We start from the raw sequence: 12,873 nt of genomic DNA, 5'->3' as shown, positions 1-12,873 counted from the left end.
AGCGGCCTGTTTACTCTCAAATATATTCATTAAAAAAATCTTATAGATACCCCTGGAAGCGGGACGTTATTTCCCCCCGCACCTCTGCTCCCTGATAAATCACGAGGCAACGCCATGAATAAACGTTTGGTTGTGAACACGGTTTCCTCTTTATTACTCGGCATTGCGTTTGCCTCTGCGCCTCTTTATGCAGCGGAAAACGCGGCGCAAAAAACGGTGGTGAATATCTCCAAAGTGGACGGCATGCCCTGGTTTAACCGCATGGGCGAAGGCGTGGTTGAAGCGGGCAAAGAGTTTAACGTCAACGCCTCGCAGGTTGGCCCCGCCAGTACCGACGCCCCGCAGCAGGTGAAAATTATCGAAGACCTGATTGCCCGCAAGGTCAACGCTATCACCATCGTGCCGAACGACGCCAACGTGCTCGAACCGGTCTTTAAGAAAGCGCGGGATGCGGGCATCGTGGTGCTGACTAATGAATCTCCCGGCCAGCCGAGCGCCAACTGGGATGTGGAAATCATCGATAACGAGAAGTTCGCCGCCGAGTATGTGGAACACATGGCGAAGCGCATGGGCGGCAAAGGCGGCTATGTGATTTACGTCGGCAGCCTGACGGTGCCGCAGCACAACCTGTGGGCCGACCTGCTGGTGAAATACCAGAAAGAAAAATACCCGGAGATGCACGAAGTCACCAAACGCATGCCGGTGGCGGAAAGCGTGGACGACTCGCGCCGCACCACCCTCGACATGATGAAAACCTACCCGGACCTGAAAGCCGTGGTCTCCTTCGGCTCTAACGGCCCGATTGGCGCCGGCCGCGCCGTGAAAGAGAAGCGCGCCAAAAACAAAGTGGCGGTTTACGGCATGATGATCCCGTCGCAGGCGGCGTCGTTAATCAAGAGCGGCGACATCACCGAAGGCATTACGTACGACCCGGCGACCGCGGGCTACGCGCTCACCGCCGTGGCCAGCACGCTGTTTAAAGGCGAAGAGATCAAGCCCGGCTTTGAGCTGAAAAACCTCGGCAAAGCGGACGTGGATACCGACAAGCGCATCATTCGCTTCCACAAGGTGCTGCTGGTTAACAAAGATAATATTGATTCACTCTATTAATCCATTTTCGGGGCGGGCGACCGCCCCGCGCTAACACCAGGGGATGCCATGGAACCTTTCCTTTCCCTTCGTCACGTCAGCAAAACCTTTCACGGCACCCGCGCCCTTAATGATGTCTCGCTCGACTTTATGCCGGGCGAGGTGCATTGCCTGGCGGGGCAGAACGGCTGCGGAAAATCGACGCTGATTAAGATTATCTCCGGCGTTTACCAGCCGGATAACGGCGCGCAGATAACGCTTGGCGGCAAAAGCTGGCCGCGCCTGCACCCGGCGGCCTCTGTCGCGCAGGGCATTCAGGTGATTTACCAGGACTTATCGCTGTTCCCGAACTTAAGCGTCTGGGAAAACATCGCCATTAACCATTATCACCACGGCGTGCTGGTGAAGCGCCGCCAGCTTCGCCAGACGGCGCAAGAGGCGATGGCGAGCATCAATGTGCATCTGCCGCTGGATGCGCCGGTGGAGTCGTTGTCCATCGCCCGCTGTCAGCTGGTCGCCATCTGCCGGGCGCTGGCGCAGGACGCACGGCTTATCATCATGGACGAGCCCACCGCCTCGCTCACCCACCAGGAGGTGGAAGGCTTGCTGCACGTGGTGCGCCAGCTTCGCGAGCGCGGCATCTGCGTGGTGTTCGTCAGCCATCGCCTTGAAGAGGTGATGGCGGTGTCAGATCGCATCTCGGTGCTGAAAGACGGCAACCTGGTCGGCACCTGGCAGGCAAGCGAAATCACCACCAAACGCCTGGGCTTCCTGATGACCGGCATGGAGTTCGAGTACCAGGTGCGCGAGTTGCGCCAGGGCGCGCAGAGCACGCCGGTGCTGGAGGTGCGCAACTTAAGCCGCCGCGGCGAGTATGAGGATGTGTCGCTGAAGGTCGAGGCGGGGGAAGTGGTTTCCATCGTCGGGCTGCTGGGCGCGGGGCGCACCGAGCTTTGCCTGAGCCTGTTCGGCATGACGAAGCCCGACAGCGGCGAGATCCTGATTAACGGCCACCCGGTGCGCTTTCACAACAACCAGGACGCCATCCGCCACGGCATCGGCTACGTGTCGGAAGACCGCATGTCGCGCGGGCTGGTGATGAGCCAGTCGATTGAGAACAACGTCATCAGCACCGTGTTTCACCAGGTGAAGGGGGCGTTCGGGCTTATCAGCGAGTCCAGAACCCGCGCACTGGTGGACAGGCTGGTGAAGGCGCTGACCATCAAAACGTCGGACACCGGGCTGCCCGTCAACACCCTTTCCGGCGGCAACGCCCAGCGCGTTTCCATCGCCAAATGGCTCGCCATCACGCCGAAACTGCTTATTCTCGACAGCCCCACCGTGGGGGTGGATATCGCCAACAAGGCGGGGATTTATCACATCATCAGTGACCTGGCCTCGCACGGCATCGCGGTGCTGATGATTTGCGATGAGATTGACGAGGCGTGGTATCAGAGCCACCGCATTCTGGTGATGCAGAAGGGGCGTATTACCCACAGCTTCCTGCCGGACCAGAGTTCACAGGAGCAGATTGCCGGGGTGGTGAATGGCTGAACTGAGAAAAAGGCATGAAGTCTGGCTGGCGTTGCTTATCGTCATCCTGTTCGCCGCGCTCGCCTGGCGCACCGATGAGTTTCTGACCTTCGGCAACCTTTATGATCTGGTTAACAACTACGCGATGCTGACCATCCTGGCGTGCGGGCTGTTTGTGGTGCTCATTTCCGGCGGCATCGACATCTCCTTCCCCGCCATGACCATCATCGCCCAGTACGGCATGGTGCTGCTGTTGCAGAAGATTGGCGGCAACTTCGCCGTGGCGTTTGTGATAGCGGGCGGCATTGGCGTGCTGCTCGGGCTTATCAACGCGCTGCTGGTGAACCGCCTGCGGGTGCCTTCCATCATCATCACCATCTCGACGCTGAACATCTTTTACGGGCTGCTGCTGTGGTTCAGCAAAGGGGTGTGGCTGTATGATTTCCCGCCCTGGTTTGAGCAGGGGATCATGCTGTTTAAGTTCACCGACGCGGACGGCTACGACTACGGGCTGGGGTTGCCGCTTATCGCCATGATTGCGGTGGTGGTGCTGACCGCCTTTATCATGAACTTCACCGCCGTGGGCCGCCAGATTTACGCCATGGGCGGCAACCGGGAGTCCGCGAGCCGCATCGGCTTTAGCGTGCTGAAGCTGCAGCTCTTCGTTTACGGCTACATGGGGCTAATGTCTGGCGCGGCGGGGGTGGTGCAATCGTGGACGGTGATGACCGTGGCGCCCGATTCGCTGCTCGGCTACGAGCTGACGGTGCTGGCGGCGGTGGTGCTCGGCGGCACCAGCCTGATTGGCGGGCGCGGCACCCTCACCGGCACGCTGCTGGGGGTGGTGCTGCTCGCCGTGATGCAGAACGGCCTCAACCTGCTTGGCGTCTCTTCCTACTGGCAGACGCTGATTACCGGCGCGATCATCGTCTTTAGCATCAGCGCCACCGCATGGAGCCAGCATCAGAACCGGAGCCTGTTATGAAGCGATCGTGGCGTAATAACGTTGAAACTTACCTGATTGGCCTGCTGGTGCTGGTGGTGATTGCCTTCAGCATCACCATGCCGGATGTTTTCTGGTCCGCCAGCAACTTTCAGTCTATCGCCTCGCAGATGCCGGTGCTGGGCATTCTGGCGCTGGCGATGGCGGTGACCATGCTGTGCGGCGGCATTAACCTGTCGATTATCGCCACGGCCAACGCCTGCTCGCTGGTGATGGCGTGGGTCGCCACCAGCTATCCGCCGGGCGTTGGCACCGCCATCGCCACGCTGCTGGCGGGCGCCGGCGCGGCGGTGATCATTGGGCTTTGCAACGGCGTGTTGATTGCTGGCATTCGCGTATCGCCGATTCTGGCGACGCTTGGGATGATGACGCTGCTGAAGGGGGTGAATATCCTGATAACCGGCGGCAGCGCCATCGCCAACTACCCCGACTGGGTGCTGTGGCTGAACGGCGCGCAGTGGTTCGGCATCCCGCTGCCGATGTGGCTGTTCGCAGTAGTGGCGCTGGGGCTGTGGGTGCTCCTTGAGAAAAGCCCGCTCGGGCGCGCCATCTACCTGATTGGCGCCAACGAGCGCGCCACCTGGTACTCGGGCATTAACACCCGCCGCGTGCTGATTTGGGTTTACGTCATCTCCGCCCTGCTCTGCTGCGTGGCGGCGTTTCTGATGATGTCGAAGCTTAACTCCGCGAAAGCGTCGTATGGCGAATCTTACCTGCTGGTTTCGATTCTCGCCGCGGTGCTTGGCGGGGTGAACCCGGATGGCGGCACCGGGCGCATCGTCGGCATGGTGCTGGCGCTGTTTCTGCTGCAAACCATTGAGAGCGGTTTCAACATCCTCGGCATCAGCCCGTACCTGACCATGGCATTGTGGGGGATACTGCTGCTCTGCTTTATCCAGGCGAGAGGGATGCTGGGGCTGGAGCGGGTTTAAGGTAAAAGATCCGGGCAGGATGGAACGTGCCCGGTTTATTTTCGAAAGAAGTTACTGAAGAGGCTCATTCAAAATAATCGATATCCAATTTTGGAACACGAAGTAGACGCGACGATACGCCTACTTCGTTTTCAATCATAAGATGAACCAGCCGCTCTCCATCTACCAGCACCACACCTTCTACTGAATGCGCGAAGTCGCGAGCCTGAGCGGTAAAACCCGAGGTCGTGATAAAAACGCCTCGCTTAGCTTTTTGCCCCGCCAGCGCGCCGTAAAAAGCCTGCAGCTCAGGACGGCCGACGGTGTTCTGCCAACGTTTAGCCTGTACATAAACTTTTTCCAGCCCCAGTTTGTCGAGGGAAATAATGCCGTCAATACCGCCATCCCCCGATCCACCCACACGCTGCAGGTCGTCGCGATGACCGCCATAACCCAGCCGATGAAGGACATCCAGAACGATAACTTCAAAGCGCGCGGGCGTAACCTGCAACAGATTTTCTAAAAGCTCATCAGCAACGGCATCACGCAACTCTTTTAAAGCTTGATCCAACCGATCGTCCGGACTGCTTTTGGCAAGATCCTCCTGAGCAAGCGGCGCAGGTTTCGGATCGAGATCAACTGCATCAGGCTGTTTTAATTTGACGTTCATAAAATCAAAAGCCAGATGGTTAACTTCTTCCTCTGTCAGAGGCTGAGGATGCGCATTAACCCAATTAAACCCTTCCGGCGTCAAACACCATTTTCCTCTGGATAAGCTTTGCGACAACCCTGCGCGCTTAAGACGGTCATGCGCCCAGCCTGCTCGGTTTTTATAAACAAGCTGACCGCTGGCGATAACTTCCGAACGCTGATTTTCATCAAGAAGTAATGTATCCGCTGCCGCTTCGTGAGCGTCGCGTGCAGGTACGCCATCGGGTTTGTCTGCGAGATATCGTAAAACTGGCTCAATAAATTTGTCGTATGTCGGCACCGTCATAATATGTCCCTGAATATGTTTGGTTGTTGACCATTTACCGTCCGTATGGCTCTTGATTATACCACGCGTTAATATTCAACAATATCTTATAGATTAATACTTTACTGGCTAATATCGCATTGGTCATTATCTGTAGCAGGCTCTTTTTTACAATGATGTGTTAGATGCCTGCGTAGTTATTATTTTGAAAGTTAAGCCGCCCGCCTTTTCTGGCTCAGACAATTTCGCTTTTTGCAGGAAACTAAGCGCGTTTAATTCAGGCAGATAAAAAGGCGCGACGATGCGATTCGCTCAGGCTTTTAACATTGACTATGAAGTTAACCTGTCTTTCAAGGTGCTGGTTTTTTTGTTACCGCTTTCTTACTGCTTCGGTGGAATAACGAATAGTCAGAACCCTGCCGGTGAATAAGCTGGCAACGCTCTGTATAACTGAAGTGGATCTGGGAGCCTTTTCTGTTATAGACGACCCGAACACGAAAATTAAAATAAGCGACGGCGCGATCCATCTCACCGTTCGCGGGAACATTTATCAGTTCCGCAATTTTCCATCGTATCTGTCCAGCGGCGTAGCGTACGCCCACCATCAAAAGCCAGCGATGCTGGCTTTTGCTTATTCCTGACGCGTTAAGATCTTCTCCAGATAGTCATCCGCAAGATTGTGCTTTTGCAGGTAGGCGGTCACTTCCCGCGCCCAGGCTTCGCCGTTGCCTAAAATGGCGCGGCTGTGGGTGGGGGCGTAGAAGTAGCGGTTGTCGTAGAGGTTCATCAGCGTCTGGTTGATGCCGTCGACGTTGTACTGCGGGTTTTTACGCTGCTGCATCTCGAGCGAGCGCAGGATGCGCGCCTCGTGCTCCGGGTCGAGCGGGTAGTTGTGCTCGCCCAGTTCGCTCAGCACCAGGAAATCGGGCGGGATGCCCTCTTCTATCGCCGCCTGCAAGCGGTAATGGCCGTCCAGCACCACGAACGACGCGAGGCCCGCGATATACCAGACCAGCACCGGCGGCAGCGTCCCTTCGCGGCACTTCTTGCGCCACCACTTCAGCCGCCCCGCTTCAGGCGTAATGGCGTAGCGCCCCAGCAGCAGGTTGCCGCCCCACCACCAGTCTACCAGCTTCACCTTTTCAGGTTTGGTCAGGTCCGGAAAATCTTCGCCGTAGAGCGTCCAGTCGCACCAGATGTGCTGGCTGCTGGCGGGCGAGTTAAAACGCCACTGCGCCAGCGGCAAAGCGGTGTTCACCACATAAGGCGCGGTGGGCTTCACCTGCGTCATCGGACGCAGCAGCCAGCGCCGGGCGGGCAGCAGCGCGGCGGGGGAGTCTATCAGGCGCTGTGTGAAGTAGCGGCACCACTGCGCAAGCCAGGCCTCCTGCCCCGCTTTTTTGACGGCTTCGACATCCGCCGACGTCACGGGCGGCAGCAGCGCCTGCGCGCACGGGTTATTACTATTGAACACCAGCCAGACGCCGGAGTGGTCTTCCAGCACCGAGGCCCAGAACAGCGGCGTGCCGTGGGCGGTGAGCGCCATCCGACCATAGTGGCCGCTCAGCATCTCCATGGCGAGCCCCGTGGCGGGGTTATCCTGAATCGTAAATTCCAGCCCCTGCCAGCTGTTGTCTCTGTCGAGAAGATTTTTCCAGTAACCCGCCATCTATTATTCCTTTTATTCAGTTACGGGAAGTGTAAAGCAAGCGGAGGGAGAGCGACATTCATCAATTCAGGGAGGGGAATAAGCGGCCCGTAAGGCCGCCTGATGTCATTACGCGCCGGAATAAATATCGAAGCTGAAATATTGCGAGGCCAGCTTTTTATAAGTGCCGTCCGCCAGGATCTCGGCAATGGCGCCGTTAATCGCCTCGCGAAGCGCGGCGTCGTCTTTACGCAGGCCAATCGCCGCGCCCGCGCCGAACAGGTCGTTATCCTGCAGCGCGCCGCCCACGAATGCGTAATCTTTCCCCTGCGGCTTTTTCAGGAAGCTGTATTCCGCCATCACGCCCGAGAGCACGGCGCCGTCGATACGCCCGGACTCCAGGTCCTGAATCACGCGGTCTGCGCCCTGGTAGGCCACCACGTTCACGCCCGCGTTGCGCCAGTATTTATTGGCATAGGTTTCCTGGGCGGAACCCTGCTCCACGCCGATGGTTTTGCCTTTCAATACTTTCACATCCGGCGCGGTAAACGCGCCCTTGCGCGCCACTAAAAATACCGGGCCGTTATAAAGCTTGTTGGAGAAATCAATTTGCTCTTTGCGCTTATCGGTGACGTACATGCCGGAGAGAATGGCGTCGAACTTACGCGCCTTGAGCGCCGGAATAATACCGTCGAAGTTATTTTCCACCCAGACGCATTTCGCCTGCAGCTTCTGGCAAATGGCGTTGCCTAAATCGACATCGAAACCAATTACCTTGCCGTCGATATCTTTCGATTCAAACGGCGCGAAGGTTGGGTCCACCCCAAAACGAATCTCTTTAATATTGTTCGCAAGCGTGGGCGCGCTGATTAACAGCGCGAGCAGCGGCAGCATAAACGTTTTCATAGCAACATCCTGTATTAGCGGCAGTAAGATTCAACCAGGCGCGAGAAAAAGGAGGCGCCGGTAGAGATGATTTCATCGTTAAAGTCGTAGCCCGGGTTGTGGACCATGCAGCCGCCCTTCTCCCCTTTTTCGCCATTGCCCAGCAGAAAATAAGTGCCGGGGCGTTTTTCCAGCATGAAGGCAAAATCTTCACTTCCCGTGGAGGGGTGGATTTCATCCAGCACCGCGTCGGCGCCGAACACCTCCACCGCCAGCGCGCGGGCGTACGCCGTCTCTTCATCGCGGTTAATCAGCACCGGGTAGGAGTCGTACACTTCCACATCACACGTCGCGCCATAGCTTTTGGCGGTGAGCTCGGCGATTTCCTGGATGCGTTTGATGAGCAGGTTGCGCACGTCTGGCTTCATGGCGCGCACGGTGAGCTCCATGACCGCGCTTTCCGGGATGACGTTCGAGGCGATGCCGGACTGGAAGGTGCCGACGGTGACGATGGCCGTCTCGCCCGGCGTGACGTTGCGCGAGACGATGCTTTGCAGCGCCATGATGATGGCCGCGCCGGTGACTATCGGGTCTACCGTGCGGTCCGGGTGCGCGCCGTGGCCGCCGTAGCCGTTCACGGTGAGCTTCACCGTATCCGCCGAAGCCATAAAGTTGCCGGCATAGAAGCCGAACTTGCCGACTGGCAGGCCGGGCATATTGTGCAGGCCGAAGACGCAGTCGCACGGGAAGCGCTCGAACAGGCCGTCTTTGATCATGAGATCCGCCCCGCCGATGGCCTCTTCCGCAGGCTGGAAGATAAGGTGCACGGTGCCGTTAAACTGACAGGCGGGCGACGCGATGTATTTGGCGGCAGCCAGCAGGATGGTGGTGTGGCCGTCGTGGCCGCAGGCGTGCATTTTGCCAGGCGACGTGCTGGCCCACGGCAGGTTGGTGGATTCGAATATCGGCAGCGCGTCCATATCCGCCCGCAGACCGATGGACTTGCCGCCCGCGCCTTTGCTGAGCGAGCCGACGACGCCCGTTTTGCCAAGGCCGCGCGTCACGTTATAGCCCCACTCTTCAAGCTTACCGGCGACCAGTTCGCTGGTGTGAAACTCTTCCAGACTTAATTCTGGGTGAGCGTGCAGATGATGACGGATGGCAATCATTTCATCTTCAGACGCTTTTATTTCTGGAATAACGAAATCAGTCATGCAGGTCTCCGGCTGGATTTATTTTTTAGCGCAACAGGTAAATTATCTTTATCGGTTATTTATGCAAGCAGGATTTCTTATGACGAGGCGGTAAATTATCGGGATTATTAATGATGCAGTTAAAAGTGCATAACGTGCATTTTAAATAATTTTTTACTTCCTCCTTAATTTACGTTGTGTTTATTTTGTTTATTCTTTGCGTGTGAAATTTTGCAGAGGTAACGGCTGACCTGATGCAAATTCGACGTTGTTTCAGAGGCATGGGCAGGCGGTGTTTCCTGGCGTGGAAAATGCATAAACAGCTGAAGGCGAATGATATCACAATGGAATAATAACGCTGCGTAAAAGTTAATGCTGCACAGGTAAACCTTGTTAATCAAATAGCCTGCGTCCGGCTTCTGTGAGCTCAATCAGTAATTGCAGAGTGGATAACGCGCCTTCGTGATGATTCAGTTTTATACAGGCTGGCGCGATAGCGTTCGGCAGGAACCCGAGCCCTCATCCGGGAAACAGGTAAAGAAGGTAAACCCGGTTAAATCCACTACCAGCGATTCGAAATACTCTTCAGCTTCCTTCGCCAACACGGCGATTTTTCTGGTGCTAAGCGGCGCGTTCCCCTCCATTTTCGACAGGTGCTTTTTTATTAGCGTGCGGACGGCTTCGGCTTTGGTGATATCGGGGTTCCGGATAGTGGGCGATGGAAAAGGTTATTAAGAGGATACAGGATCAATTATTAAGGTATGCGTTAAAATTTAAAGCTTAGTAATTCTGGTTACATAAAAGCGTAATTGAAGAGGTCTGGAAAAAGGCTTGCAAAAGAATTAACCTAAACTAATCCCTTTTAAGGTTCGAGCTCTCAGGGCTTTCAGGAAGGTATTTATATGGATGTACAAAATTTAGATTTACAGGCACGGCTTCGGGTTGTTCTCACTAAAACAGCAGCTTTACTGCCAGCCGACATTGGGCAGCAGCTACTGGCTATTATCTCCCCGCAATCGCTGGCTGTTATGGCTTCAGTTATTACTATTTGGGCAGGAGCCCATTTCTTTGGCATCGGCGAAATCGCTGATCTCATTTTGCTTATAGTGGGCTGGGCGGCAACGGGAGGAATAGCTCTGCAAGCAGGACAAAAACTCTACAGCTTTGCCATCAAAACGAATGAAGCGCATACAGAGGCAGAACTCGATATTGCGGCCAGTGAACTTGCTGAAGCCATTACGCTTATTGGTGTTAATACTTTTCTCGCGCTTTTGCTTAAAAAGAAACCAAACGACACGTTTAAGAAGCCTTTTCGAGGCGTGTCCATGCCTACTTACAGTAAATCAATCGCGGCTCGTATGAACCTGCCGAAAAATGGAGGGTGGCGATATACCCCAACGATAAAAATAAGCAAGCGCAAAGATGTCAATCAGGGGGCAACTAAGCCCTGGGGTGATGCGGTTGTCGGACGTAATTACTACCCTGCTGCTATGCCGAAAGATGAAGCTTATCTGAAGATGCTTACCACGCTTTATCATGAGCAGGTACATATGGCCCTAGCGCCAAAATTCTATTTGTTACGTGAATTGCGCGTATTCCTGAAACAGAGTGGATACAACAAGTCTTACCTGCTCCGTTACCTTGAGGAAGCTTTTGCAGAAACGGTTGGTTTAATGCGCGCAAGAGGTATGAGCGCTCAATATATTATTGAAGGCTTTAAATTTCCCCTGGGCAATACTTACGAGATTACCTTTTCCTTGTTGAGGCATGAAGCGGCTGGCATTCTTCTTGGGCCGGTTGTTGTCGGTGGATTGATGTATAACGTGTGGTATGGGGTGCAGAGATGATTACGAAACAACAGGCCTTAGCCATAGCCAAATCTTGGGCGGAAACGAGTGGCAGAGGATGGGATGAGCATTTCCATGAAGCCACAGCCATAACGTTAGAAGGCGAACCGGTATGGATGATTGCCACGTCAGCTATTGCTTACTCAACAGAGCTTCCCTGGATGATAGAAGAAATGCCTGAGCCTTCTTACTATTACATCAGTATGGTTGAAGGAAAATGCATAGCCGTAGGGTCAAGGCAACATGAAATACAGCGCGTTAAATCTTAGTGCTCATTAATTTAGCGAACAATGAGCTTGAAGATAGCGTCTTTTGTTTGCTGATCGAGCTGTTTCCAGTGAAGCAGTAGCGTGGCCAGCTCATCATCTTCAGTATAAAAGTAGGCAAGCGGAACATTCAGAACGTCCGCTAGCTGTTGTGCAACTTCAATACTCGCCTGATGCACACCTTTCTCGTAACGGTTTATACGTGTACTCGCGACGAACTCATCTATCCCGGCGAGTATGCCGAGTTTCTTTTGAGATAGCCCTTTCGCCTCACGTGCCGATTTCAGACGCAGACAAAAAATTTGAGGGTGACTAGTCTGTAAGTATCCTGCATATTCGCGCCATCCACATATAGAGATCATCCGGCATAATCAATCTGCCAACGAATGAGATCGCTATGCGTAAAGCCCGTTTTACTGAGCATCAGATCATCGCCATGATTAAGTCGGTTGAAGTCGGATGAACTGTTAAAGATTTTTGCCGGGAGGCCGGTATCTCTGAAGCCACCTGCTATAACTGGAAGTCCAGATACAGCGGCATGGAAACCTTTGATATTAAAAAGATCAAGGATTTTGAGGATGAGAGCCAGCGCCTCAAACAGAGGTTTGCCGACCTGAGCCTTGAGAATCGGGATCTGAAAGACGTTATCGAAAAAAGCTTTAAAACCAGGCGTTAAGCGTGAGCTGATCACTCATCTGATAACGATATTCGGTTTCAGTATCCGTCAGGCCTGTCGCAGTCTGAATCTGAGCAGAACAGTTTACCATTACCGCCCAGCTACCACGCGTGATGAACCTGTTATTGCCGCCCTGCAGGCGGTGGCTGAACGATACCCACGGTACGGTTTTCCGAAACTTTTTAGGTTGTGCGACGGCAGGAATATTCGTGGAATCACAAAAGGCCCACCGTATTTACTGTCTGCTGAAGCTGAATTTTCGCCGTAAGGAGCAAACAACGGTTGCCGGTGAGAAATCCCTCACCACTGGCCACGCCGGAAGCGCTGAACCAGAGTTGGTCTGTCAATTTTATGCATGATACTCTGGCCTGTAGTCGTCGTTTTCGCACGTTCAATGTCGTTGATGACTCTAACCGCGTGGCGTTGTCGATTGAAATCGATCTCAATCTGCCAGTTCCGCGAGTGGTCCGTGTACTCGACAGAATCGCGGCAAACCGCGGCTATCAGATCATGCTGCGCATGGATAATGGTCCAGAATTTATCTTTCTGGCGCTGACTGAATGGGCAGAGAAACATACAGTAAAACTGGAGTTTATCCAGCCAGGGAAGCCGACGCAGAACGCTGAATGAAGTGCGGGAAATGACGGGAAAATGGTTGTCAGAATATAACTGTGAACGCCCGCATGAATCACTGAACAATATGACACTGAAGGAATACCGGCAGCACCATTATTTGGCCGGCATCTCAAAAAATGCATGGAATTGAAACGGGTCTATTTACAGACTGGCAACACATGACAAATGCCTGACAGGCCCCCTCCCTTTGCTTCTCATCTTTTAATTTTA

11 protein-coding genes and 1 pseudogene are annotated in these 12,873 nt (G+C 54.4%); 7 read left to right on the top strand and 5 right to left on the bottom strand.

Going from position 1 to position 12,873, the window contains the following annotated elements:
• The first annotated feature begins 114 nt into the window (after positions 1 to 114).
• Genes IEX01_RS12670 through IEX01_RS12655 form a run of 4 tightly spaced genes read left to right on the top strand, consistent with a single transcriptional unit; the run spans position 115 to position 4,557 of the window.
• Entirely contained in the window at positions 115 to 1,110 is a 996-nt protein-coding gene (locus tag IEX01_RS12670) for an autoinducer 2 ABC transporter substrate-binding protein (RefSeq protein ID WP_024556535.1), read from the top strand.
• Positions 1,111 to 1,158: 48 nt separating this feature from the next.
• Positions 1,159 to 2,643, top strand: coding sequence for a sugar ABC transporter ATP-binding protein (locus tag IEX01_RS12665; RefSeq protein ID WP_188723979.1), 1,485 nt, complete (start codon positions 1,159 to 1,161; stop codon positions 2,641 to 2,643).
• On the top strand, positions 2,636 to 3,607 hold the full coding sequence (locus IEX01_RS12660; RefSeq protein WP_188723978.1) for an ABC transporter permease: 972 nt from the start codon (positions 2,636 to 2,638) through the stop codon (positions 3,605 to 3,607). Before IEX01_RS12665 ends, IEX01_RS12660 begins: the two co-directional genes overlap by 8 nt.
• The gene (locus IEX01_RS12655) at positions 3,604 to 4,557 is read left to right on the top strand and encodes an ABC transporter permease (protein ID WP_024556538.1); all 954 of its coding nucleotides are present in this window, start codon (positions 3,604 to 3,606) and stop codon (positions 4,555 to 4,557) included. The genes IEX01_RS12660 and IEX01_RS12655 overlap by 4 nt, the downstream gene beginning before the upstream one ends.
• A 64-nt stretch (positions 4,558 to 4,621) precedes the next feature.
• Here IEX01_RS12655 and IEX01_RS12650 read toward each other — a convergent pair whose 3' ends face one another.
• From IEX01_RS12650 to IEX01_RS12635, 4 genes are all read right to left on the bottom strand, one after another.
• Positions 4,622 to 5,533, bottom strand: a complete 912-nt coding sequence (locus IEX01_RS12650) for a restriction endonuclease (protein ID WP_188723977.1) — start codon at positions 5,531 to 5,533, stop codon at positions 4,622 to 4,624.
• 610 nt (positions 5,534 to 6,143) lie between these two features.
• Positions 6,144 to 7,181, bottom strand: coding sequence for a hypothetical protein (locus IEX01_RS12645; RefSeq protein WP_188723976.1), 1,038 nt, complete (start codon positions 7,179 to 7,181; stop codon positions 6,144 to 6,146).
• Between the two features lie 108 nt (positions 7,182 to 7,289).
• The gene (locus tag IEX01_RS12640) at positions 7,290 to 8,066 is read right to left on the bottom strand and encodes an ABC transporter substrate-binding protein (RefSeq protein ID WP_024559729.1); all 777 of its coding nucleotides are present in this window, start codon (positions 8,064 to 8,066) and stop codon (positions 7,290 to 7,292) included.
• A 14-nt stretch (positions 8,067 to 8,080) separates the two neighbouring features.
• On the bottom strand, positions 8,081 to 9,259 hold the full coding sequence (locus IEX01_RS12635) for a M20 aminoacylase family protein (protein ID WP_188723975.1): 1,179 nt from the start codon (positions 9,257 to 9,259) through the stop codon (positions 8,081 to 8,083).
• 881 nt (positions 9,260 to 10,140) lie between these two features.
• On the opposite strand from IEX01_RS12635, the gene IEX01_RS12630 reads away from it, so the two are divergent.
• Both IEX01_RS12630 and IEX01_RS12625 read left to right on the top strand, forming a co-directional pair.
• Entirely contained in the window at positions 10,141 to 11,085 is a 945-nt protein-coding gene (locus IEX01_RS12630) for a hypothetical protein (protein ID WP_024556543.1), read from the top strand.
• Positions 11,082 to 11,354, top strand: a complete 273-nt coding sequence (locus IEX01_RS12625; RefSeq protein ID WP_024556544.1) for a hypothetical protein — start codon at positions 11,082 to 11,084, stop codon at positions 11,352 to 11,354. Before IEX01_RS12630 ends, IEX01_RS12625 begins: the two co-directional genes overlap by 4 nt.
• 11 nt (positions 11,355 to 11,365) lie before the next feature.
• Here IEX01_RS12625 and IEX01_RS12620 read toward each other — a convergent pair whose 3' ends face one another.
• Positions 11,366 to 11,713: a helix-turn-helix domain-containing protein gene (locus tag IEX01_RS12620; protein ID WP_188723974.1), complete on the bottom strand. Its 348-nt coding sequence runs from the start codon at positions 11,711 to 11,713 to the stop codon at positions 11,366 to 11,368.
• A gap of 35 nt (positions 11,714 to 11,748) precedes the next feature.
• Here IEX01_RS12620 and IEX01_RS12615 point away from each other — a divergent pair.
• Positions 11,749 to 12,793: pseudogene (locus IEX01_RS12615) on the top strand (IS3 family transposase).
• Positions 12,794 to 12,873: the final 80 nt, after the last annotated feature.

The organism is Franconibacter daqui (assembly GCF_014644275.1).
Taxonomy (GTDB): Bacteria; Pseudomonadota; Gammaproteobacteria; order Enterobacterales; family Enterobacteriaceae; genus Franconibacter; species Franconibacter pulveris.
This window is presented reverse-complemented; position numbering and strand designations above follow the sequence as displayed.